General features: G+C 54.4%; 17 protein-coding genes and 2 pseudogenes. 3 read left to right on the top strand and 16 right to left on the bottom strand.

Annotation, left to right across the window (positions count from 1 at the left end):
- Positions 1–84 precede the first annotated feature (84 nt).
- Together M5R41_00850 and M5R41_00845 are read right to left on the bottom strand one after the other, a co-directional pair.
- Complete coding sequence (locus M5R41_00850; GenBank protein ID MCZ7554933.1) at positions 85–4098, bottom strand: T9SS type A sorting domain-containing protein; 4014 nt, start codon at positions 4096–4098, stop codon at positions 85–87.
- Positions 4099–4269: 171 nt separating this feature from the next.
- Positions 4270–4542, bottom strand: coding sequence for a hypothetical protein (locus tag M5R41_00845; protein MCZ7554932.1), 273 nt, complete (start codon positions 4540–4542; stop codon positions 4270–4272).
- 93 nt (positions 4543–4635) lie between these two features.
- On the opposite strand from M5R41_00845, the gene M5R41_00840 reads away from it, so the two are divergent.
- Positions 4636–4899, top strand: coding sequence for a hypothetical protein (locus M5R41_00840; GenBank protein MCZ7554931.1), 264 nt, complete (start codon positions 4636–4638; stop codon positions 4897–4899).
- Between the two features lie 167 nt (positions 4900–5066).
- Here the strand turns inward: M5R41_00840 and M5R41_00835 are convergent, their stop codons facing one another.
- The 3 genes from M5R41_00835 to M5R41_00825 all read right to left on the bottom strand — a co-directional run bounded on the left by M5R41_00835 (position 5067) and on the right by M5R41_00825 (position 11313).
- Entirely contained in the window at positions 5067–6746 is a 1680-nt protein-coding gene (locus tag M5R41_00835) for a hypothetical protein (protein MCZ7554930.1), read from the bottom strand.
- A 416-nt stretch (positions 6747–7162) separates the two neighbouring features.
- Positions 7163–7810, bottom strand: a complete 648-nt coding sequence (locus M5R41_00830; protein MCZ7554929.1) for a response regulator transcription factor — start codon at positions 7808–7810, stop codon at positions 7163–7165.
- Positions 7807–11313, bottom strand: coding sequence for a PAS domain-containing protein (locus M5R41_00825; protein ID MCZ7554928.1), 3507 nt, complete (start codon positions 11311–11313; stop codon positions 7807–7809). The genes M5R41_00830 and M5R41_00825 overlap by 4 nt, the downstream gene beginning before the upstream one ends.
- A 312-nt stretch (positions 11314–11625) precedes the next feature.
- Here M5R41_00825 and M5R41_00820 point away from each other — a divergent pair, with 312 nt between their 5' ends.
- The gene (locus M5R41_00820) at positions 11626–12114 is read left to right on the top strand and encodes a T9SS type A sorting domain-containing protein (GenBank protein MCZ7554927.1); all 489 of its coding nucleotides are present in this window, start codon (positions 11626–11628) and stop codon (positions 12112–12114) included.
- A gap of 202 nt (positions 12115–12316) precedes the next feature.
- On the opposite strand, the pseudogene M5R41_00815 reads toward M5R41_00820, so the two are convergent.
- Positions 12317–12929: pseudogene (locus M5R41_00815) on the bottom strand (virulence RhuM family protein).
- A gap of 103 nt (positions 12930–13032) precedes the next feature.
- Between M5R41_00815 and M5R41_00810 the strand changes: the two are divergent.
- Entirely contained in the window at positions 13033–13158 is a 126-nt protein-coding gene (locus M5R41_00810) for a hypothetical protein (GenBank protein MCZ7554926.1), read from the top strand.
- 17 nt (positions 13159–13175) lie between these two features.
- On the opposite strand, the gene M5R41_00805 is transcribed toward M5R41_00810, so the two are convergent.
- The 10 genes and pseudogenes from M5R41_00805 to M5R41_00760 form a co-directional block, all read right to left on the bottom strand.
- Positions 13176–13397: a pilus assembly protein HicB gene (locus M5R41_00805; GenBank protein ID MCZ7554925.1), complete on the bottom strand. Its 222-nt coding sequence runs from the start codon at positions 13395–13397 to the stop codon at positions 13176–13178.
- A gap of 634 nt (positions 13398–14031) precedes the next feature.
- Complete coding sequence (locus M5R41_00800; GenBank protein MCZ7554924.1) at positions 14032–15057, bottom strand: hypothetical protein; 1026 nt, start codon at positions 15055–15057, stop codon at positions 14032–14034.
- A 664-nt stretch (positions 15058–15721) separates the two neighbouring features.
- Entirely contained in the window at positions 15722–15943 is a 222-nt protein-coding gene (locus M5R41_00795; protein ID MCZ7554923.1) for a pilus assembly protein HicB, read from the bottom strand.
- Positions 15940–16143, bottom strand: coding sequence for a type II toxin-antitoxin system HicA family toxin (locus M5R41_00790; protein MCZ7554922.1), 204 nt, complete (start codon positions 16141–16143; stop codon positions 15940–15942). Before M5R41_00790 ends, M5R41_00795 begins: the two co-directional genes overlap by 4 nt.
- 402 nt (positions 16144–16545) lie before the next feature.
- On the bottom strand, positions 16546–16920 hold the full coding sequence (locus M5R41_00785; protein MCZ7554921.1) for a response regulator: 375 nt from the start codon (positions 16918–16920) through the stop codon (positions 16546–16548).
- Between the two features lie 56 nt (positions 16921–16976).
- Complete coding sequence (locus M5R41_00780; protein MCZ7554920.1) at positions 16977–17462, bottom strand: hydrogenase maturation protease; 486 nt, start codon at positions 17460–17462, stop codon at positions 16977–16979.
- A complete protein-coding gene (locus M5R41_00775) occupies positions 17459–18907 on the bottom strand; it encodes a Ni/Fe hydrogenase subunit alpha (protein MCZ7554919.1) in 1449 nt (482 codons plus the stop codon). The genes M5R41_00780 and M5R41_00775 overlap by 4 nt, the downstream gene beginning before the upstream one ends.
- Positions 18908–18937: 30 nt before the next feature.
- Positions 18938–19483, bottom strand: coding sequence for an NADP oxidoreductase (locus tag M5R41_00770; GenBank protein ID MCZ7554918.1), 546 nt, complete (start codon positions 19481–19483; stop codon positions 18938–18940).
- 20 nt (positions 19484–19503) lie between these two features.
- Positions 19504–20214, bottom strand: a pseudogene (locus tag M5R41_00765) (2Fe-2S iron-sulfur cluster-binding protein).
- A gap of 27 nt (positions 20215–20241) precedes the next feature.
- Positions 20242–22059 carry an NAD(P)H-dependent oxidoreductase subunit E gene (locus M5R41_00760; protein MCZ7554917.1) on the bottom strand — a complete coding sequence of 606 codons (1818 nt, stop codon included), beginning with the start codon at positions 22057–22059 and terminating at the stop codon, positions 20242–20244.
- Between the last annotated feature and the right edge of the window lie 193 nt (positions 22060–22252).

Genomic DNA, 22252 nt, shown 5'->3' with positions numbered 1-22252 from the left:
TTCGAATCTCCGATTTCTGTCTTTGACCGGGAAGTTCATCAATTCAGTTGTCGTTGGTACGAACCGGGAATTCATTTCCTGCGCTCATCGAACAATGATGAGAGGTCTGGTCGCAATATTGCCGCCGTTGTTCGCGACGAGATGGTAAACTCCGGCGGGAAGTCCATCCAGGTCTAAACAGACCAGATGATCTCCGATGGTCAGAAGCTCGTTCTCGAACAGACGCAGCACGTCGCGTCCCGCCATGTCCTTAATGCTAAGTGTAACCCGCTGTTCCGCTCTAAGAACACGTATCTGTACGCTCGCATGTTCTTTGGCTGGATTTGGATATACCGGTGCTATTAAGAGTGTACGAGCAATCGGTACGGGATCACGGTCCTGGTTTCCGATGCTTTGCACAATTGAATCTACCAGCACTGTAACAAAGGACAGCGTGTCCCCGCTCGCGGTAATCTTGACCACGTTGATTTCCACTTTCTCATTCGGGGGACTGCACAGCGTCAGAAAAACCTCGGCTTGCAACGGGAAATCCGGAGCCTTGTCCCGCATCGGTTTCCATGTAGACGTATCCGGAAGCCCCCAGATCCGGTGCCGCCCCGACTTGATGCTTCTCTGTCCTTTGGCCGCGTCCTCTGTAAATATCGGCGAACCAGTAGCGAGTATCCGGCTTCGGTATACGTCGCTCCATATGACCCATTGGATCTCTCCATTTCTCGGTTTCATAAGGTGCATCTTGACTGTCCGCACGGACGGACAATCAGCTTCTGACACCAGAAGTGAATCCAAGGGGTCGGATGCTTGCACAGGGACTCTTCCGACGACCTTCGTTGGCAATTCGAATGCTTCGTACACGGTGCTGTCCAGCGGTGACCCACGCACCCCGCTCAGAAGGAGCGAGTTGGGAATCAGCAGGACAGGCTGCGGATTGTCGTAACGGATAGTATATCTCACGCTTTGCCCCTTCCCGATATCTACCGATATTGCGGCCGAATTATCTCGCACGATGGCAGCCTTGCCAGTCGTCTCATTCCGCATGGAGGTAATTCTCACCGACGTATCCGGCGCCATGGATACGCGGATCAGCTTGAGATCGTCGGGTATATGCTCGGTGTCTGGTACGGATATAGAGAGCACGCCGTCGGTTGCGTTGGTCATCGAAAGTTGCGAGGAACACAGCGTTGGATTGCTGTTGTAGGCGCTATTCGGGATAGCAAGCTTGCCATCAACGATGTCCCAGCAGGTGACGCAATCCTCGTTCGTGAATTCCACTCGCATTCTGAAGTTGAATTGACGATCCTGAACCGTGGGCATCTCACCCGGTCTCCAGCCGATCGCAACAACAATCGGAGTGGGCGACCCAAGATTGCAGCTCGGGCTTCCGGCGCAGTCCGAACCTGTGGTGGAAACGTTATTCCACGTGATTACACGCGGACCTCCCCCAAGTATCCATGGCAGTGCAACGGAAGAGCCGACGGTCAAATCATGCAACCCGAAGCCGCCTGTGCCAAGAATGGGTGTAGTTGACCATGGTCCCGTACCCGGAACTAGCGGTATCATGGGAATGGAAGAGGCCCGAGCGCCGCAGAAATAGCCTGTGACATCCTTTGTTCCGTTCGGGGGTATGCCCGGCGCCGAAATCCAGGTGCGCTCGTTAATCACTGAAACACGCGTTACGGGCTTGTCCGAAGTCAAGTGCAGCACAACGTACGCTGTCGGCGGCCAAATCACCGGCGGTGAACCGGATGTAATAAACGCGTCCCAACTGACGTCATGCGGGATTGCGCTGTGTTTCCAATGATCCGGGTCGCAGCAGTTTTTCACCTTACATTTGATCTCTATATCCCAATCGCAAACGGGTATCGGCGTTGTGATTGCGGGATCCTTGAAAAATGTTTCAATGGCGACGGTGCACTGCTGGTCGACACATATCTCAAGGAATCCGTCTGTGCAAGCCGGGAGGGACGGTGTGAGATTTGCAGCCACAAGCGTGATTGTTGATGAAGGTAACATGGTTTGCTGCCAGCCGCTGAACTGTGGCCCGAGATTCACATCCATAATCTGTCCACCAGTCGCAGTAAGAACGATCATATTCACCGGATCAGGATTCTCTATACGAATCCGTTTTGCGCATGGGCAGTCATCCAGTACTATTACCGGCAGCTCTTCCAATTCGCAGCTGCATGGATTGCAGATCAAAGTGGTCTTATCCCAGCAGACCACCATGCCGATCGTCTCATATGACTTAATCTGAACGTCCGCTGAGCCATCCATGCAGAATTCAATTTCCTGAGTGCTACCAGCCGGGAGAGTTGCTCCCGCAGTCCCACCGATAAACTCCACCTGCGTCCCCGGCAACGCCCCTGAAATCGTTGTTAGCGTTCCGCTAAGGACAGAGACTGAAGTGATATTCACTCCAGCATCGAGTGACTCAAGCACGATCTTTACGACATCATCGGGATTGGATATTGAAACTTTATATCTGCATGGGCAGTTCGCGTCAGGTGTTAAGGTGCTCCACTGTATATCGCATGGCGGCGGCGGCGTGCACGTCAGCAGTTCCTTGCCGTCACAAATTGGCTCCGAGTTAAAGAACGTCTCGTACTTCACCAATGCTGTTTCTGAAATTCCAAAGGATAATTTCCCCAACGTACATGCGGGAAGGCTGGTGTTCGTAGGCGCGGTAAATTCTATCGTACTGCCCCCCGGCGCGCTCGCAGTCCATCCCGCCAATGAGCTACCAACAGTCGGGCAGGTGAAGGTGCCTGACGGAATCGACAGGACAATCTTATTTATCGGATCTGGATTGATGGTGCTCAATTCATACAAACAACCACAGCCTGGAATCGCTGGCAGCGGTACGAAACTCCCTTCGCAATCACAACACTCAAGTACCTTCTGAAATGTGCATAGCAAGCGCCTCTCGCTTCCGTTCGTCCAGTATGTCGAATATTCCACCGTGAAGGGCATGGATGGGATATTGTCAAAGCACAAGGTAAATCCGGTTCCAGTCGTTCCAAGAGGGATGGTACCGTTTTGGAATGTAACAGTATTCCCTGGCGCGTTGTTGTTGAAAGTTGGGACTCCGGTGTGGCTGGCATTGCTGATGACGCCGCCGCCGATTACCGTGAATTGGATTTCGGTCACGTCCTTCAGGTAGGGATTCTGGTTCAGTATCTCGAACTTGAAACAGCAATCACCCGTTGATCCAGACGGAATCTTCGTAAAAACTCCGGGTTCACAATCACAGCAGGTGATAGTCCCCGTTCCTTTACAGAGCGTGCTGTCACTCGTTGCTGGGTCACTGGTGACCGTTTTCCACATGAATTCCACTGGCTGACAGGTGACGTCTGTCGTGAAGGTCAGGCCTTGCAAAGTACCATTCGCCGGGATAGCGTCGTTCGGATCGTCCGGCGCAATAGTGAATGCTTGCGGGGTTTCAGAAGTCAGGTTCCAGCCGGACGGAGGTGTAAGAAGGCTTATCCCTGCGCCTGAAGGTGATATTGCGGAAATATGAAATCCATCTACTGCGAAATTTCCATAATTCGTATTTACAAAGGTCAGGTCCCACGAGCATGGGCCTGTCTTCAGTAGGTCGATGTCATTGCAAGGATCGTCCCAACAGTGGATGGTGGTGTCACATGTTTTAATCATCGTATTATTTGACCATACCTGGCAGTGCAATGTGACATCACCGTATGCATTGGTGACGCAAAAGGTAAATTGTCTGTGGTGGTCGTCACAGTCTAATAGAGTCGATACACCAGAATAACGGATGTACGACGATGTTACGTTCGTCGCCGTCCAATATGTAATCGTCGTAGTTGCAGATCCAATCTGTGGTCCCGTGCTACCCACAGCCTGTATAGTTACAGCCGTCGGAGTGAGCGAACCGGTGTACAATCCAAGATCGAAACAGCATTCTCCCTGCTGGACAGGAAAAGCTGTGCTCGGCGCATAATTTGTGCCGCAGACAGGCTGGGCCAGCATCACCTGAGGTGCGTGCAGGCAGAGCGCCACTCCAATCAGAATCAATTTTTTCGCAGGAGATGACTGGCCACTCAAGCCTGTGAACCCCAAGTATTGAAGCATTCTTTTCATGATTCACCTCTTTGTGATACCGGAATTCACAGATGCTAAGCGGTTATACACTGTTCAATAAACACATTTTCTAATCGTAGCCGAAGCTTCATTGTGGCAATGTTTGGTTTATGGGTTCATGAACTTCACCTGCAACTCGATATCTTCAGCATTCACTAGTGAGATTTTCCATCACAACCCCTTCACCACCTGCACCGTCTCGCTTCCGATGACGGCGGTGAGACGACAATACAGCGGACCGCGCCGGTCTACGCCACCGATCAGGGAGATTGTGTGTCTGCCCTTTTGCATGGGTACGCTATTGACTACGGTATGGATGATGGTGCCGGCATCGTCCGTCACAGTGACGGTGACCAGAGCGTCGTCCGGCAAATCCACCTCCAAACCGGCTGGCTCGAAGGGATCGGGGTAAATAAGCTTTGTGATGACGGGATCAGTATTCATAACGCCGTTGGCTGATGATCAAAGATCCATGACGCGCATAAAATGACAAGAGTAAATTGTGTTGCTTCATGCAGCCACGCGATAGCGATATCCATGATTGTTTACCACGAAATACGCCAGAAGCAGAAACGATCTGGAGTGGAAACAGCCCGGCTCATCGCTTCATTGACTGCGGCAAATCATCCATGGGAGGCACTTCGCCGTGTTTCGTTGCGAACGAATAATCGCGTTATCCACAATATTGCATCGTGGGAAACGCGATCAAACAGCTATGCCTGCTTTGCCATCCCCATCAACCCCATGCTGATGGTGACTTCGGTAAAAGCTTTTGGTGCTTCAGGTGGCCCTGTTGTCTGACCATCACACATCCATCGCTCTGCTCCGCTGCCTGTATCAGGTGTACGATCAAGCCTGGAGCTGGTATGAACATTGCCCTCGATACAAACGTAGCGATGCGACATAGCGAATGAAGAGCTTGTCTTGTGTACTTCCGGCTAACGTTTTCGAATCTCTTGACCTGAACCTCAACGCAGCAGCAGGATTTTCATCGTCTTCATTATTTCACCTACGTGCAGACAGCAGAAATACACGCCGGGCGGCATCGCGCTCGCGTCCCAGACGAAGATACGTTCTTCGGGCGCGCCGATGCCTTCAGTCAGCAGGTGTACACGCCGACCATGCAGATCTCGAATCTCAAGCAGGAACGACTGATTGCCGCTGGCGCGGCAGGATATTGTAAACCTCTTTGAAAACGGTTCCGAACCGATAAGCGAAAGGGACACATCACGCCGCGGCTCGTCGACTCGGTCAGCATTGTTCACAAATGTGCTTATTCGCCAGAGATCGTTGGTAAAACCTGCGAGCATTTCCGTATAGCCCAAGCCACCAAACATCCAGAACTCGCTGTTATTGTGCGCCCACGCGGCAGCCGCCTTGCGGGCACCCGGCGCATTTCCGGTAGAAGGGATGCCTCTGATGCCATATTGACTCTTTTCGTCCATTTCCTTTGCACCTGCTATCCAGGTCCACTCGTTGTTTCGCGGGTCATAACGCCAGAGATCATTCTGCAGGTGAAATCTGCCCGACTTACTGTCGTAATGTTCCCCACCGAAAAGCCAGAACATTCCGTCGTCGGCAGTCCAGCCGACGGAGTTCCTGCGGGCGCCGGGAACATTGGCATGATCGGGCACACCTTTCATGCCGTAAACCCCTGCAATATTTGTTTCCTTAGGCCCGTGTACCCATGTCCATTGGCCTGTACTCGGCATAAATTTCCACAGATCGTTTTTATATGTCACCGACCCCTCCACGCTCATACCTCCGAAGAGCCAGAAATTTCCCTCGCTGTCGCTCCATGCCGTCGCAGAGAACCGTCCACCGGGCTGGTTTCCGGATGCGGGTACTCCCAGCGTGCCGTACACCGGAAGTTTGTTGGTGTTGTCATCACCCTGCATCCAGGTCCACGTTTTTTGAACAGCGTCGAATTTCCACAAGTCGTTGAATGTGATCTGACTGAATGGAACACCTCTTCCTCCATAGAGCCAGAGGTTACCGAGCAGGTCCGTCCATCCGACGGAACCTTCGCGTGAGCCGGGTGTGTTCGCCCCGTTCGGGAGACCTTTTGTGCCGTACACACCGTTCTGGTCGACCTTGTTCGAGCCATGCATCCAAACCCACTCCCCTCGCTCTGCATCGAACATCCAGAGATCATTGAAATAATCGGTTCCAAGGCCGGAGGTTGTTTCCTTACTTCCGCCAAACATCCAGAGATTCCCGTTCCTGTCTACCCAACTCACGCCTGCTTCGCGCCCCGGTGGGACGTTCGCGGCAGATGACATTGAACGGGTTCCGTATTGTCCCGGATCATCGACGCTGTCCGGACCGTGCATCCATGTCCACAAATTGGTGTTCGCATCGAATTTCCAGAGGTCGTTATAGACGTGAATCACAAGTCCCGCTATGCGGGTGTTTCCACCGAACAGCCTGAAGGTGCCGTCCTTGGCCTTCCAGGTGAATGCGCCACTGCGGCTGCCCGGCGTCGAAAGTGAATCAGGCAGTCCCAATGTGCCATAGATCCCTCTTTCATTTATTGTCCTGGTACCGTGCATCCAGGCCCAGTCCTGGGCGGCGAGGACGGCGGGGAGGAGCATCCATACTGTAGCGATTAGTACAATACATTTAAAGGCGCTGTTGATGTTATTCATTTGCCTTTCCTTTGCCTTTTAATCGATCATCAATGAAGAAGCGGCGTGCTGGTTGCTCCGTCCTTACCCTCCGCCGCAGATGTTCTCTAAGCGGAGCCCGTACGAAGTTGCCCGGAATTTGAGCATTTCCGCACTATGCGTATGATTGATGATCAATTTCCATGGCAGCTCCAGAATGACACGAGTAAATTGCCTCGTATCAAATCAACAACGCGATAGCGCTATCCATGATTGTTTACCACGAAATCCGCCAGAAGCGGGAACGGATTTGGAGTGGACACAGCCGGGCTCACCGCTTTAGTGAATGCGGCAAATCGTCAACGGGAGGCACTTCGATGTGTTTGCTTGCACACGAGTAATAGCGTTTTCCACGATGTCGCATCGTGGAAAACGCGCTCAAGCAACCATGCCTGCTCTCACACCCCCGTCAGTCCCATCCTGATGGCGGCTTTGGTGAGCTCGGCGATGGAGTGGGCGTGGAGCTTGGTGAGGAGATGCTGGCGGTGGGTTTCGACTGTGGAGACGGAGAGGTGGAGGAGAACGGCAATGTCCTTGGTGGACTGCCCCTCGGCGATGAGCTGGAGGATCTGACGCTCCCTGGCGGTGAGACCATCGTCGTGCGCGATGGCATCGGCGTCGAGGTGACGCACGTAGTCGTCGATAACGAGATTGGTCAGGTCGGCGCTGAGATACTTTCTGCCTGTGAGGACGGTACGAATAGCGGTTTCGAGCTCGTCCAGGACGCAATGCTTGAGGAGATACGCATCGGCGCCGGCGCGGAACATGTCGGATACGAATTGCTGCTCCCTATGCATGGACAACGCGACAATACGGATGGTGGCATCTCTTGCTTTGATCTCGCGCGTGGCATCGATGCCGTTGAGATGCGGCATGTGTACGTCCATAATCACCAGATCGGGTTTCAGCGTCTCCGCCAATGCAACTGCTTCGATGCCGTCCGCGGCCTGTCCCGCCACCCGCATCTTCAAATCCTGTTCGATGATGCTGCGGAGCCCCTCGCGCATAAGGTGATGATCGTCGGCAAGAAGAATGCGTGTGCTCATGTGGTCTCCTCTATGCTGGTATCGTGCGCCGTTGCCGTTTTGCTTTCTGTTTCCGTTTTGGATTCTCTATCGGTCGTTAAGATTCCATCTCCGCCGCCTTCACTCAGGGAGCGAATCAGGCCCAATGGCACACACAACGATACCGCGCTTCCCTCTCTTGGTGTGCTCTCCACCACTACGTCGATGCCGAAGTCGGAGAGCCGTCTCCGTATGTTGCGCAAACCGAATCCTCCGCGATCTTCTTCATCCCCGGCATCGGATTGCCCGGTCGGAAAGCCGACGCCATCGTCGATCACGCGGAGGATCACCATGTCGAGATCGCGCTGCACTTCCACACGAATATGCAGGGCTTGTGCATGTTTGAGAGCGTTTACGATCAATTCCCGCACAGCGCGGAACAGGAGTACGTGAAGCTCCGGGTCTACCCGAACGTCAATGCCGTTGTATGATGTCAACAACTCCACACCATGCTGCCTCTGGAGCTGGCGAACCTGCCAGGTGATTGCTTCGGCGAGATTGAGCTCGTGGATGATGGGGGGACACAGGTCAAACGTCAGGGTATGGGCGTCCTCAATGACATGATCCAGCATGCCGCGCACCTCGTCAAGAGCCGCGTCATCCGGTGCGGCACGCTTCTGCCAGCGGTGAAGCTTCAGATATGCGAGTGCAATCGACTGACTGATGACGTCATGCAGAAAGGTGGCCATGCGACGCCGTTCCCTTTCCTCCGTTTGCACGAGATCACCCGCCAGACATCGCAATCGCTCGCTGCTTGCCTTCCTCTGCGTGATATCGCGGGCTATGCCGTACACCTGCGTTACCACACCGCTTTCCGGATTTTTTACAGGACTGAGTTCGCTCTCCAGCCACAACACACTGCCGGATTTTGTGCGCACACGATATTCAATATGTACCTGGAGACCTTGATTTACGCTCCTCCTGCTTTCGATGAGCTTCGCAAAATCATCGTATATGATGAATTTCCGTATGAATCCCGTGTAGCGGCTTTCATCCAGACTATATCCGGTCAAGCGTGAATACGACTCCGTCATCCATTGCACACTCCATGAACCATTGGGCGAAACATCGAAGCCAAAGGCGAAATCGGACATAAGTTCAGTGGTCATCCGATATCGTTGCTCGCTATGCTGTAATTCACGATTCAGAGAGGCGTTGTTCACTAAGAGGTTGTTGAGCATTTGATAGCGCTCGAGACTGCGACGCAGTTCACTGTTGTAGGCAATTTTTCCTCTGATGTACCGTACGCTCAGGTAGATCAGCACGGTCAACAGGACGAGCAGTGGGCCGAGAATGTACCAACGAAGTATGGGAGGATACGGGACGTAAAATTCCAGTGAGGATCCCAGCACATCATATTCTCCGTGTAGACCCCTCGCCTGAATGTGGAAAGAATGAGCGCCATAGGCCGCGTCGGACAGCTTGATAGTTCTTCCCTGCAGCCACCTACTCCATTCACCACTATCCATACGATACCGGCAGTATACCTGATTGGGTTCAAGGCCTCCGTAATACAGCAGTGGCGTCCACGAAAGCAGGACTTCCCTCCCTTCAACTATGGGCGCATCGAGGTCAATACGAGGAGGAGATGTTCGTAGTTTACTTATATCGATTCGCACCCATCCACTCGAACTCGTACCCACATACAGCGAATCACCGCAAGGATACAGCGGCCAAAGGCTCGCCGAAGGAAGGCCTGCCTGTTCGCGATATACCGTCCAATCCCCATTCTGCATACAGCCCAAGCCGTTGCCGGAGGCCACCCAGAGACGACCGTCTGCGTCAGACTTCACTTCCCACACTTTGTTGTCCGGCAATCCGTCAGCTACGTCGACATACCGGACATTTTCCTGCGCATCGATCACTCCCAAACCGCGGGCGGTGCTGGCCGCCATGCCAAAGTACACATTGCCGTCGGAATGTGGAGTAATGGACATCACGTAGCGCCAGCCGGGACGAGCGCCTTGAGCAAGCATCGTCCACTGACCATCCCTGAATTTTCCGACGCCATTGTACGTGCCGAACCAAAGCGTCCCATCGGACGTTTCGTTGACCGCGTATACCCGGCTATGCGGCAATCCATCGCTATGCTCCCAGTGACGCAGTACTGCGCGCTCCCACACGAATACTCCCGGATTGTCCTCCGGTGCCAGGGTATAATCCGGAGATATTCCGGCAAACCAAAGACGGTCCCCCCGTCCGCGGAATATCCTGTGAATGTTCGCAGCCCTCCCGTTCGCATGTGTTTCGTATTTAAACCACTGCCGACCGTCCCATCGGAACGCTCCAGAAAAATCTACGCCGCTGCATATCCAGATACCACCTTCATTGTCTTCACAGACACCGGTAACGACGGAGAAGCGCGTTCCCAGAATCCTGGTCCATCTCCGTTCAGCCCCATCAGGTGAAATGCGCACAATTCCGCCACTCGTCGCACACCAGACATTCCCATTACGATCTCGGATGATATCATTGATGCGATTGCGTTTATCGTTCTCCGGCCACTGGAAACTCCGCACCGCGACCGAGGAGAGCCGACACAGAAACAGACCGTTGTTCGTTGCCACCCACAGATCCCCGTTTTTGGCGAAGCGGATTCTATGAACATCGTTCAAATCCTGCCGCAGCCGCCGCAGTGCACACCAGCTCCCGTCAGATCGCGTCGAGTACATGCCATCTTCATGGAGGACTACGGCATATCCGTCCTCAGAAATCGCTGTATGCAGGGGTATTCGATGAGACCTGATCGGTGTCATTTTTGCTCCCTTGTGCAGGTCCCATTCCCATGTGCCCTGCATTTCCACGGGCGAATTGATTAAGACCACACCCTCCCCTCCGCTATTGACGCTGATTGCAATGATTCCCAACCCCCTCATGTTTGTCTCAAGCAGGTTTTCATGCTTCCTGCCAGAGATGCGGTACAAGCCCCCCGGTCCGGAGAAATACCTTCTTCTGTCGGGATACGCAGCGTATGGTTTACCTTGCGAATTGAACCATGGCGGCGGTTTCAGAGCTACCGCTTCGCAGTGCAGGTAGAGAAAAAGCCGATCAGCTTTTCGAAATAAGAGAGAATCACCACCATTGACCATAATATCCGACACATCATGCATCGGCAGCAACTCAATTCCACTTGTATCGACAAGCCCTACACGGCCACCGATACGGACAACCAGCTTATCGCGCATAAAGCCGTGGAATCGGGAAGTGGTCATTTCCATGCCCCGAAGGACGGAACCCAGGCCACGCCAGCGGAAGCCATCATACCAGGCGATTCCTGTTTCGCTCCAGGCCCACGGCGTACCGTCCGGCGCCTCGATAACATCGTACACGCGATTCGACGGCAGTCCCGAACTTTGCCCGAAGCGCACCCATCGCCAGGAATCCTCTAGTGGATATCGCTCATCATCCTGTGCGTAAAGCTGCGATGGACAAAGCAGCCCCAGAGCGTAAACCAACCCATGCCAAATGACGATTCTCAACGACATCCGTAGAACTGCGGTAAGACGCAATCGAATGCGGCTGCTCAACGGGAACCCGCTCTCATGTTTCCTCTCCGTATCAGATTCGGGACTGCTACGACAACTGCCGCCGGGTACGTGTCCGTGCTTGAAGTCAGGTTAACAGAATGCAACGCACAACGTGCCTGAAACGTATTCTTGAACGCAACCCACAAACTCTGCCACGTCCGGTGACCACGTAACCGCTCAATAGACCTAACAAGGGACTATTTTTGCTATTTTACCTTGCCAACAATATAAGAGCCGCGTCGCTGAAAGTCAAAATCACAGCGCGTCCTCTTGCATGTTCGCGATCAGATTTCCGTATTCGTCTCCGACAGCGACAGGCGGCACCACGCCTTCTTCTCCGCCGTGGCGAGCAATGGCTTGGAACATATCGACAGACAGGTGCACAACAATGCTCCCGTAACATTTTCGCAATACCGTCTTCGTCAGATCGATACGGACGGGAGTGTTGCGTATACATCGGTGATTGAGGTAAGCGCGGCGGGCACCTCTGTCGCCACCTCGCTCGCCCTCCCCTCTCCGCATCCGGTACTTGCCAACAGCACGGCGACTGTACGTGTGTCGCTGTCTCTGCCCGCGCAGTGCCGAATACACATCATCGATGTACTCGGCCGGGTTGTGCAGAGTAGTGCCAGCCGCGAGCTCCCCGGCGACGAATCGAGCTTTTCTCTCGACGCCCGCGGCCTGCAGTCCAGCGCCTACATGCTGCTGCTGGAAGGCGATGGGATGAGAATGTCGCGGAGATTCGTCATCGCAAAGTGACGGACCGCGGAGATAGAATGTTAGCAGAGCGCGGATATACTTGTCCGCGTTTTTTTAAACCACAGGGAGATGTTGACCGCAAAGAACGCAAGGAGCGCAGAGAAAAGACAGCGGATCGAATTAATTTTGCGATTACCCTGTCGGTACCCGCTGCGAACCCAAACCACTGTTGAAGTGCACTTACGGTAGTTGAGCGCTTTGTTTACTCATCGTTACCCTCCTCTTTCCGCAGGGCTTTGACTTTTGTGAGCATGCGGTCAAAATCGCTTTCAAACAGCCGATCATGCACGATGCGGTATTTCTCGAACTCGCTTTCGGCATGGGCCTTGGCGATCTCCGCCGTAACTTTGCCCGCATCCTGAAGAATTTCGCGCTCGGTGGCTGCGATAAAGCGGTTGAGACGGGGAGTAGTCGATGGATGTAGCATAGATGTCGGTGATTTTCTGATAGAACTTTCGCTCCGACAGGCGGATCTCCCGAATGCGCTGAAGTTGCTCTTCGAAGTACTGATCCGTAAGGATGGAGCCGCCACTTTTAATCCGCTCATCATCCATGACATAGGCTTTGATGGTGTACTCATCGATGATCGTGGTGGCCCATTTGCGAAATTGCACGGCTCGTTCAGAGTTGACCTTGTAGCCAACTGCGATGATGGTCGGGAGCTTGTAGTGCTTGGTGTCGTAAGTCTTGCCGTCGGCGGCAGTTATTCGAAAATTTCGAATAACTGAATCCTCCTGCACCTCATTGTCGGAGAACACCTTTTTCAGGTGATAGTTGATGGTGTCTGTTGCCACATCATACAGCATCCCCATCATCTTTTGCGTCAACCAGATGCTTTCATCGGCGTACAACGCTTCGACGCCGCCGGTCCCGCTTGCCGCAACGAAGGTCAGATATTCTGCCGCCGAGGAGCGGACGATGGATATCTCCTTCTTCGAAACAGTTTTTGGATTCGAAATCGGCGTGGTTGAAATCAGCGTTGTTCAATTCTCCCCTGCGGACAGTGCGGTGAGCGGATTGTACGGCAGTGTATCAGAACACTGACGCAACGAAGGCAGACTTCAGGCCACCTCTTGCATCGGACGCACACGCGGCGGCGGAAGCGGGCGGCCTATTGACTCGAAATGCGCAATGATATCCTCGACGACGGCGCACAGATCGCGATATACCACCCGCGGATCATCTCCGTGAATACCGGTCATCAGATCCGGGCATTTCCCGAGGTATGCCTGATCTTCTTCCCTCCATTCAACCCACTTGTGATATGTATCGCTGGTTTTCATTTCTGAAGCAACCCGATTGCTCCGGCTCGTCGCCGCCTGCTGCGTGAACGCACTTCCTTTTTCCCCTTCGCGCACGAATATGCTCCTGTTGGAAGGGAGTTGCTACGGGTGCACTGAATCTGCTGTCAGATCAGGAGAGGCGACACGGATTGGATGTTCAGCGCCTCAGGGTATTTCCCAAAACTCGGTTATGGATCTGCATATGCCGTTGTCTGCCCAGCCGTTAATAATAACATCATGGCAGACGGCCGTTGTTTCAGGATAATCACACGGGGCGTACTGTTGCTCCATTGGCGCAGCCCCTTGAGCGTAATACCGACAGTGCCCACACAATATATAATAGGTCCTCGACCTTTCTTGTATCCGGTCGTAGACGATCTCCAACATGAGTGTCCGGGTGCAAAAACAAAAATGCAGCGCTCTCGTATAGTTCCAGATATTCCTTACGAGCTCACCGCAATATGGGACGGCACCAGTGACGTATCGGTACGACGTGTTCTCCGCTCTCACAAAAATGGAACCGTAACACATGTCTTCATCAAATCCACTTCGATCAGACGGTCCTTCAGCCATGGTGATTTGCGTACATGCCACCATTGCGATCAAGAGGTATCCAGCTCTCATTGTGCCCCCGCTAGAATATGGTGACGGAACCAACAAAAATCGAAGTACCTTGTGATGCTTTCACGAAGTACTTTCCTCCCGCCAATTTTTCTGTTTCGAGCGTCAGGAGAAATGAGCCGGAAGGTTCGCTCATCATCCTCGTACCGTACACGATCTTTCCGAGCGCGTCGTGCACCGTAACGTACACCGGCGCGGCAATATCCCAGTCGCCGCTCACTTGAAGAATTCCATTCTTTGCGCGTGTGAGCTGATTTGGAACGATATGCAGTGCTCGCTCCTGTCTGGATGAGCGGACCACCCCTGGGTCAGTGCTTTTCGGATTGGCCCTGGCCCAATCTCTGAGTGCAGCCGACAACCTGTTGCTCCAGAAATATCTTCCATAGAGCACCCTGTTGTCGTAATTCCCCACGAGTTGTGGCATATGAATCGGCCGCAGCCGCAATCGATAGTCTGATCCTGCTGTATGCTGCGGCCCGGGAAGAAAGGACCTCTCCATGCGCTCGATAATTGTCGCATCGTACTGAAGTCCCTTGATCGCGATAAGCATGCTGTCTATCGAAAACACCGGGACGAAGAGGATGGAATCAATCGATACAACAGGTTCTAATGTATACGCGTCTATGAGATCCACATAATACAAAACACTGTCGGGTACACAAAAATTAGCGGAGTCCTCTTCGAATGTCCGTTCACCACCTGTAGCGTTAAAGCGGGGGAAACGATAGCTCGGGGAGAATACGTAGTATAAGGTGTCTCCCGATTCAAACCGGAATTGCTTCGTGTACATCGGAAGGGCGAAATTCACGGTGTTGGTATCATACACCCGATATTCCGGAGTAAGTGCCATATATGTTTCGTGAAAATCGAAGGGAAGTTCCAGCGTGTCGCCCTGCTGTCCGCGAATATTCACCTCACCCAGATCGGTCACTACCGCAACTTGCGGAAAATACTGCGTCGCTCTGACATAGTGGGCCTGGTGTGTTCCACTCTCATCCCGAAGTTCCAGCACACGAACAGAGTCGCCTATTTGATACAAGTAATCTCCCTGTACTTGCCCGATCATGCACTGCGTTACAGCAAGGCCCGGAACATCGCGATGGCGGTTGTACGGATCATAAGAGTCCTCCTATGCTGACGGTGTCGTACGTGATGGACGGCTGAGTCTTAACGGCAATAAACGCATCTCTTTGACCAATATAAAAAAAACGCTCTTGTCAATAGGTCCGCCGCGTGTCGAGCGCCGTATGGTAAGCCGCGCCAGTCGGTATCTCGCTGCCACCTGGCCAAGACAAGCCGATGTGCCGCGACGGAGCTGAACCCGTGCATACTGTATCGACATGCCTTTGCGGTTCAGGAATATTCGTTTTTCAATTTCTTCGCTCCCCCGGGCTTGTTACCCCCGCGAACCGATGTAGTACATCAGAAACACACGCGCGGCGACCCTTTCGGATCGCCGCGCGTTACTTCTGTCTGCGGCGCGGGGCGCGTCCCTGTCGGGGCGGCGCCTCGCGCGTGAGTACGTCAGCCGGGTTTCTTTTTCAGTATCGACAGCAGCGTTTTCGGATGCACGGGTTTCCGGAACACGCCGTCGAGAACGAAGACCTGATAGTCGGTGTTGTGAATGCGGAAGGGACCCCGGTGAACATCACAGTTCCCTATACGGTGATGCGGGCCCCTGTTGCAGCGAACCGGGCGGAACTTCAGGCAACCTCACGCATTGGACGCACGCGCGGTGGAGGTAGCGGTCGGCCTTCGGACTCGAAATGCGCAATGATATCCTCGACGACGGCGCACAGATCACGATATACCTCGAGCGCATCCTCTCCGTGAATACCGGTCATCAGATCCGGGCATTTCCCGAGGTATGCCTGATCTTCTTCGCTCCATTCAACCCATTTGTGATATGTATCGCTGGTTTTCATTTCTGAACCTCCATGATTGCCAACTGAATTTGTCTTTCCTGATATGGTTTTGCGTCATCCCCGGGTCGACCGCTGAGTGTTACCGCACCCGAATATTTCACATGAGTGAATTTACGATGCGAACCCTTGCCCCCGCCCTGAATTTCAATGAAGCCTGCTTGAGTGAGCGCCGTGATCAGCTGTCTGATTTTCTGTGCCATATGTGGTGAGCGGATACTTCAGTTTACATTTTGCAAATGCGCGGGAACTTTATTGCCGATTCGACTGCACTTCCTTGGCTTTTTCAGATGAATAGCTCCTGATGCAACCCCCACCTTAGAAAAGCAATGCACTTACCGGTAAGGTACGAAGCCATTTCAATAATTTAAACAATGCACCTCCGCGACGTAACAGGCTCGATCGAAGAAATGTAAGGAGCCAGAGAACTAAAACAGCAAAGCATAAGCAAGCCATGCACCCTCACCTCAGTCGCAGAGCTCATCGCTTCGTTCACGGTAACTATAAACACACACGCGCGACGACCCTTCCGGATCGCCGCGCGTTACGTCTGTCTGCATCGCCGGGCGCACCCTTGACGGGGCCGCGCCGGGCGCAGGGGTACGTCAGCCGAGTTTCTTTTTCAGTATCGACAGCAGCGTCTTGGGATGCACGGGTTTCTGGAACACGCCGTCGAGGCCGAGGGCCTTATAGTCGGTGTTGTCGTCGAGGCTGTCGCCCACGGAACTGAGGAGGAAGACGGGAACCTGATTGCCGAGCAGCTTGAGCTCCTTGGCGAAAACGGTGCCGGCATCCACTTCTTCCATCATCAGGTCGACGAGGAGAAAATCGGGTTTGCTTTCCTTGTACACCCGCAGGCCTTCCTCGCCGCTGTGCGCCTCTGCCATCTCGTAGCCGTTGGCTTCGAGTATCATGCGCACGGCGTCGAGCATGTCCTGATCGTCGTCGAGGTACAGGATCACGTGTTTACCGTCCTTCATTGTTGTCTCCATATAGATGATTCTTCATGTTTCGCAATGATGCGCTCAGCACCCGCTCAGTTCGTCTCCCCGGGAGAGGGAAGGTCGAACAAGCGCGGATCGTCGAGCGCGAGGCGGAGGAAGTCAAGCGCCTGGCGGAGATTGTCCTGCGCGCGTGGCGACAGCCGCTCTCCGAACTCGTTGAACTCGTAACCCCGTATGCCCAGAATGTAGCCGCGCGTGTGCCCGTCAAACAGCGAGCGGGCCATGTGCAGCAAGGGTCCCGGCTCCACGCTGTGGCTCGAAAAGCTTTGCGCGGGCACTGGTACCACCGGCTCCACATAAAAGGGCTCGCGCCCGTTCACCGATGCATCCGCCAGCACCACGATGTCGTGCGCGGCGATGTCGGCCGCGTCTTCCACCGTGAGCTGATAGTCCGAATCCACAGTGACGTGCGTGAGCTTCCATGCTTCGGCGGCAGCGGCTACGGCAGGTCCCAAGCCGTCGTCGAGACGGCCCGGATTGCCGTAACCAATGAGCAATATGCGGGGCGCCTGGCTCATTCCGTGGTGCTCTTCCTGGCGACCTCGTTACCGTTGTGGTCCACCAGCCGCACGACGAGCGGCATGCGGCCCAGCGCATGAGTGGCGCAGGACAGACATGGATCGTAGGCGCGGATGGCCACTTCGATGTGATTCAGGAGACCTTCAGTGATTTCCGGTTTTCCCGAAAGATGGTCCATGGCGACTTTCTCGACGGCCGTGTTCATCGGCATATTGTTGCTCGTCGTCGAAACGATGAGGTTCGCCATGGTCACCTGGTCGTTCTCGTTCACCTTGTAATGGTGGAACAGCGTGCCGCGCGGCGCTTCGATCAGACCAACGCCCTCTTCACGACGGTCGCCGCGAAGCACGAGGTCCGTGCCCTGCAAGTCGGGATCGAGCAGCAGGTCGCGGATTTTCTCGATGGAATGCAGGGTCTCGATCATGCGCGCCCAGTGATACGCCATCGTGAGATTGTTGGGCTTGCCGTCGGTCACCGCCATGAATTCCTTGCGTGCGGCTTCGGCTTCCGGTGTGTCTATGAAATCGCAGGCGTTGACGCGCGCGAGCGGACCCACGCGGTACCAACCGTTTTCCGGACCGATGGACTTGATGAAGGGGAATTTCATGTACGACCAGTCACGCACTTCCTCGACGATGTAATCGAGGTAGTTGTTGTACTGCACCTGATCGAAAATCTTGTTCCCCTGCGCGTCGATGGCGCGGAGATTGCCGTGGTACAGATCCATCGCGCCGTCCTCGCGGATGAGCGAGAGATGGTTGCTGTCGAAGGATCCGAAAGGTGCGACTTCCGCGAGATTTTCGACGGTGTAGTCCTTCGCGATTTTCAGCGCGCCGCGACCCCATTCCATCATCTGGTCGATGTCTTTCAAAAAGACATCGCGCTCTTCGATGGAGAGGTTCTTGTTCACGCCGCCGGGGATAGCGCCGGTGCCATGGATTTTTTTGCCGGCGGTTGCCTTGATGATTTCCTGGCCGTACTTGCGCATCATCACGCCCTGCACCGCGAGGTCCTTGTGCTTGGCGGCGACGCCGATCACGTGACGGTTGGCCACGTCGGAGCCGAAGCCGAACAGCAGATCGGGTGAGGCGAGATGGAAGAAATGCAGCGAGTGCGACTGGAACATCTGGCCGTAATGCATGAGACGGCGCATTTTCTCGGCTGTCGGGGTGAGCGTGTCCACGCCCACGATTTGATCCATGGCCTTGGCCGCCGCGAGGTGATGACTCACCGGACAGATGCCGCAGAGACGCTGCACGAGCACCGGTGCTTCCCAGTAGGGACGCCCCTGGATGAAGCGCTCGAAGCCGCGGAACTCGACGATGTGCAGGCGTGCCTGCTTCACCTTGTTCTCCTCGTCGAGGAGAATGGTCACCTTGCCGTGTCCCTCGACGCGGGTCACAGGTTCGATGACGACTCGTTTCAAATTATCAGTGGTATTCACGATATCTACTCCTTTTTCCGTTCTGTCCGGTTAATCGTACTTGATCAGCTCGTAGGGCAGATCCAGCGGCTTGTTGGTCAACAAGGCCACCAGCGTCTGCCAGATCGTTTCCGCCGAGGGCGGACAGCCCGGAAGGTGGTAGTCAATTTTTACCACCTCATGGCAGGGATACACCTTGTTGAGCAGCAAAGGAATTTCCGGATCGTTCGGAATGCGGCCCGAAGGATTGTGGACGGAGGGACCGTTGAGATAGGCTTCCTCGAGGCATTCGATGAGCGGAATGGTGTTGCGCATAGCGGGCAGGCCGCCGTTGATGGCGCAGTCGCCGAGCGAGATGAGGATTTTGCAGTGCTTGCGGAAATCCTGCAGCACACGCACGTTTTCTTCGTTCGCGCAACCGCCTTCGACGATACCCACGAGCACCTCGCCCGTGAATTCCTTGATGTCGTTGATGGGCGATTTGTCGAAATCGATGATTTCCACCAGCTCGAGAATGCGATCGTCAATGTCGAGAATGGACATGTGGCAGCCGAAGCAGCCGGCGAGGGAGGTTGTTGCAACTTTTGGTTTTGACATGGTGTGCTCCTACGCCTGAACCGGTTTTTGAATTCGATGTCAATGCCGATCGGCTGCTGATCGTATTTACGCTGTCCGACCGGGATCGCGTAGCCGACGTGCTTGGTCAGAATCGCTCCGACGGGGCACGACGACACGGCCTTATCGGTGACGTCGATGTCGGTATCGGACAAGCGGGCGCGCGCGTTGACCGCGATGTGCTTGTGCTTGCCGCGTCCGACGAACTGGAACACATTCTTTCCGTCGAGATCTTTCGACGCGCGGATACAGCGTGCACAAAGGATGCAGCGGTTGTGATCCAGAAAAATGTCCGGATGCGAGGCGTCGATCTTGCGGTCGGCCGGGAACATATACGGGTACTTGGGCGCGGTGATGCCGAAGCGGTAGGCCATGGCCTGCAGCTCGCAGTTACCGCTCTTTTCGCAGAACATGCAGAAGTGATTGCCCTCCACGAAAAGCATGTCAATGATGTTGCGTCGGAATTCGAGCAATTCGGGCGTGTCGTTTTCCACCACGGCGTTTTCCGCGATGGGTTGCGTGCAGGCGGCCTGGAAGCGGCCGTTCACCTTGACGGTGCACACACGGCAACTGCCGAAGGGCTCGAGTCCGTCGAACGCGCAGAGGCGAGGGATGTAAATGCCGGCCTGATCGGCAGCCTGAAGAATGGTCTGCCCCGCCGTGCCCTTCACCTCGACGCCGTCAATTTCGAATGTGATGAGAGTATCGTTCATGTCGGTATTCCGTTGTCGTCTGGTGAATTATTCGGCAAAGTGCATGGACGGCCGGCCCGCGATCGCCGAGGATTCGGTGAGCGCCTGATGAATATCGAAGTTCGACTGGAATCCGTCCGGATTTTCCTTGACGAGTGCTTCGTACAGCGGCCTGAAATTCTTCAGCGTTGTCAGGATGGGATTCGGGGAGGTTTGTCCGAGTCCGCAACGGCTTGTGGATTTGACGCTGCTTCCGAGTTCCTCGAGATAGGTCAGGTCTGAGGGTTCGCCAAGACCTTGCATAATCTTTTCGAGACGCTCCTGCAACAGCACGTTGCCGACGCGGCAGGGCGTGCAATAACCGCAGCTTTCTTCATTGAAGAATTCCATGTAGTAGTGTGCGACTTCCAGCAGATTGCGGCCGGGACCGAATACTGTCAGAGCACCGCCCGTTGCGAGATCATCGTAGCAGATGACGCGATGGAACATGTCCGGAGCAATCATCTGACCGCTCGGACCACCCACCTGTACCGCGATGGCATCGGCGGCGCCGGCCATTTCCAGTACCTCTTTCATGCTCACGCCGAAGGGCACCTCATACACACCCGAACGGCTGCAATCACCCGAGATGCTCAACAGCTTGGTGCCGGTGCTGCCCTTGGATCCGATTTCGGAGAACCAGCCCGCACCCTTGTCGAGGATACGCGCGACACAGCAGAAGGTCTCGACATTGTTTACCGAGGTTGGATAGCCGAGATAGCCCTTCTGTGCCGGGAACGGCGGACGATTCTTGGGATCTCCACGGAGACCTTCGCAGGAACTGAGCAACGAGGTCTCTTCGCCGCACACATAGGCGCCTGCGCCCATCTGAATTCGGATATCGAAATGGAAGCCCTTTTTGCCTTCGATGTCTTCGCCGAGCATACCGACGTTACGCGCCTTCTGCAGCATATCCTCGAGGAAAGGACGCATATAGGCGTACTCGCCGCGCAGGTAAATGATGCCCTGCTGCGCGCCGATCGCGTAACCGGCGATCACCATTCCTTCGATAAGCAGTTCGGACCGCTCCGTGAGAATCACCCGATCCTTGAATGTGCCGGGTTCGCCCTCATCGGCATTGCATACGACAAATTTCTTGTCACCCTCGGCCGCTCGCGTGAAATCCCATTTCATACCTGTCGGGAAACCCGCGCCGCCGCGCCCGCGCAGACGAGCGGTTTTGATGACGCGTATCACTTCGTTGGGACTCATCGCCACGGCTTTCTTGAGTGCCGTACCGCAATCGAGCGGAGCGAAAATCACCTCGCCGCGTTTACGAATATTGTTGATGACGGCAGCACCCACCAGCGGATGGGAGTTGTTGCCGTCGCCCAGGCGGCGGTGCAGGCGCTCGGGTTTGACCCCGTTCCGAAGCTGCTCCACCATCTGCGTCGCGGCGTCGCGCGTCAGATCAGTGAAGACCTCTTCGTTGATCAGGGCGGCGGGTGCCTGGTCGCACATACCCATGCACGGCGTGGTTTCGAGTGTGAACATTCCGTCTTCCGTCGTTTCGCCCACACCGATACCCAGTGCATCGCAAAACGCCTGACGAACGCGGTCATATCCCGACATGCGATCGACGATATCGTCGCACAGCCGTATGACCACTTTTCCCTTCTTTTCCTTGCTGAGGAAAGCGTAGAAGGATACAACGCTTTCCACTTCGACGCGATGCGTGTTGACACGCGCGGCGATCAGTTCCATCGCTTCATCGGAAACACAACCGAGGGTTTCCTGCACCTCGCGCACGATATCCATCATGCGGGTTTTGTCGTTTCCGAATCCTTCACAGATGGTCGTGATGACCGATTCGAAGTTTTCTGACATCCAGTACCTCTCTGTAACTCACTGTGGTTGAGCATAATCTCAGAGATAGAGATTTTCTTCTTCAAATTATGAAGCCGTAAGCACTTGAGCAAGACTTTCAAGAAATTTTTCTCGATTAGACGCCGGATGTGTGCAATATCTGAACAATATTTCCAAATTCTCCCGATGATTTGTTATTCGGACTCGTCATATC

The organism is Bacteroidia bacterium (assembly GCA_027493955.1).
Taxonomy (GTDB): Bacteria; Bacteroidota; Ignavibacteria; order SZUA-365; family SZUA-365; genus JAOSJT01.
The sequence above is the reverse complement of the archived record's forward strand: the minus strand, read 5'-3'. Positions and strand labels throughout refer to the sequence as shown.

What these genes read in the sequence shown, in the direction of transcription:
- M5R41_00840 (MCZ7554931.1), top strand. Translation starts at nt 4,636, where the DNA reads ATGATTGTTTACCACGAAATACGCCAGAAGCAGAAACGATCTGGAGTG.
- M5R41_00770 (MCZ7554918.1), bottom strand. Translation starts at nt 19,483, where the DNA reads ATGTCAAAACCAAAAGTTGCAACAACCTCCCTCGCCGGCTGCTTCGGC.
- M5R41_00830 (MCZ7554929.1), bottom strand. Translation starts at nt 7,810, where the DNA reads ATGAGCACACGCATTCTTCTTGCCGACGATCATCACCTTATGCGCGAG.
- M5R41_00790 (MCZ7554922.1), bottom strand. Translation starts at nt 16,143, where the DNA reads ATGGCACAGAAAATCAGACAGCTGATCACGGCGCTCACTCAAGCAGGC.
- M5R41_00805 (MCZ7554925.1), bottom strand. Translation starts at nt 13,397, where the DNA reads ATGAAAACCAGCGATACATATCACAAGTGGGTTGAATGGAGGGAAGAA.
- M5R41_00850 (MCZ7554933.1), bottom strand. Translation starts at nt 4,098, where the DNA reads ATGAAAAGAATGCTTCAATACTTGGGGTTCACAGGCTTGAGTGGCCAG.
- M5R41_00810 (MCZ7554926.1), top strand. Translation starts at nt 13,033, where the DNA reads ATGGATATCTCCTTCTTCGAAACAGTTTTTGGATTCGAAATCGGCGTG.
- M5R41_00760 (MCZ7554917.1), bottom strand. Translation starts at nt 22,059, where the DNA reads ATGTCAGAAAACTTCGAATCGGTCATCACGACCATCTGTGAAGGATTC.
- M5R41_00845 (MCZ7554932.1), bottom strand. Translation starts at nt 4,542, where the DNA reads ATGAATACTGATCCCGTCATCACAAAGCTTATTTACCCCGATCCCTTC.
- M5R41_00835 (MCZ7554930.1), bottom strand. Translation starts at nt 6,746, where the DNA reads ATGAATAACATCAACAGCGCCTTTAAATGTATTGTACTAATCGCTACA.
- M5R41_00795 (MCZ7554923.1), bottom strand. Translation starts at nt 15,943, where the DNA reads ATGAAAACCAGCGATACATATCACAAATGGGTTGAATGGAGCGAAGAA.
- M5R41_00825 (MCZ7554928.1), bottom strand. Translation starts at nt 11,313, where the DNA reads ATGTCGTTGAGAATCGTCATTTGGCATGGGTTGGTTTACGCTCTGGGG.
- M5R41_00785 (MCZ7554921.1), bottom strand. Translation starts at nt 16,920, where the DNA reads ATGAAGGACGGTAAACACGTGATCCTGTACCTCGACGACGATCAGGAC.
- M5R41_00780 (MCZ7554920.1), bottom strand. Translation starts at nt 17,462, where the DNA reads ATGAGCCAGGCGCCCCGCATATTGCTCATTGGTTACGGCAATCCGGGC.